Raw genomic sequence first — 1,028 nt, forward strand, 5'->3', positions numbered from 1 at the left:
ACCTGTTGGTTGAATTAGATTAGAGAATATTTTATCTTTCCAATCGGACGATGATTAACGAAATTGACATATTGCATGAACGTCAATGCTGCGATTTTACCAGCCATGCGGGTAAAGAGGCCGCAGGATTGTTTTGCATAGTTTCGTATCATCATCAGATTGTCGTTGAGTTGTGAAAATATTGTTTCGATTCGTTTACGGAACCTCCTGTATTCCCAAGTAGGCGGATGCCGGTTTTTCTGATTCAACCGATATGGAACTTCAAGCGAGATGTTGGCAAGCTCAAAGAGGTTCTTCTGAATCTCGGCACTGAGGTAACCTTTATCCCCAAGCATCATACAGTCATGGTATTCCCATCGCACATCATTAAGATAATGGATATCGTGTACGCTTGCCGCTGTCATGTCATAAGAATGTATGACACCCCGTATTCCGCAGACAGCATGGAGTTTATAGCCATAATAGTGCGAACCTTGCGAGGCACAATATCCCCAATCGGGCGCAGCTTCAATATTATCACGCCCCATGGCGCAGCGTTTCGCCCTGACGTTCCGGCAGACTTTCACCGGTTTGGAGTCTATGCAGAACACATCTTTGGAACCATCTATGGCAACAGCCACCTCCTTGCGGATTTCCTCGGCAAGCCGCGCCGTCAGCTTACGTCGGGCGTTGAATTGCCTTCGGCTGATCAGATTTGGCAAATCGTCCTTACAGTCGTGGTGCAGACGATGAAAAAGCAGATTCTCGCTGTCAAACCCGAATGCTTCGGCTGTTATTGCCAAAGCCACGACTTCGAGGTCGGAAAACTTGGGGACTACGCCGCAACGGCGTACATTTCCATGTTCATTCACACGATTTCCGGCGAAATCCTTGCAGATTCCGAGGATTCTGACGAAATTTGCTATGAAGTTGCGCATAAGCAGACTGATAGTAGTTAACGGTGTAGCTGCCACTAATTTACTAATTATCTGCGATTTGTGCAACTTTTTCATTTGTGATTATTTATAAATCTAATTCAACCAACGAGT

1 protein-coding gene is annotated in these 1,028 nt (G+C 45.6%); it reads right to left on the minus strand.

The genetic code is table 11. From position 1 onward, the window contains the following. Positions 1-14: 14 nt before the first annotated feature. Positions 15-992 carry an IS982 family transposase gene (locus NBH06_RS13500; protein ID WP_250794788.1) on the minus strand — a complete coding sequence of 326 codons (978 nt, stop codon included), beginning with the start codon at positions 990-992 and terminating at the stop codon, positions 15-17. Between the last annotated feature and the right edge of the window lie 36 nt (positions 993-1,028).

Origin of the sequence: Barnesiella sp. B2-R-119, assembly GCF_023656675.1 — a bacterium.
Lineage (GTDB): Bacteria > Bacteroidota > Bacteroidia > Bacteroidales > Barnesiellaceae > Barnesiella > Barnesiella intestinihominis.

Coding starts and splice junctions, on each gene's coding strand:
- NBH06_RS13500 (WP_250794788.1), bottom strand. CDS start 992: ATGAAAAAGTTGCACAAATCGCAGATAATTAGTAAATTAGTGGCAGCT.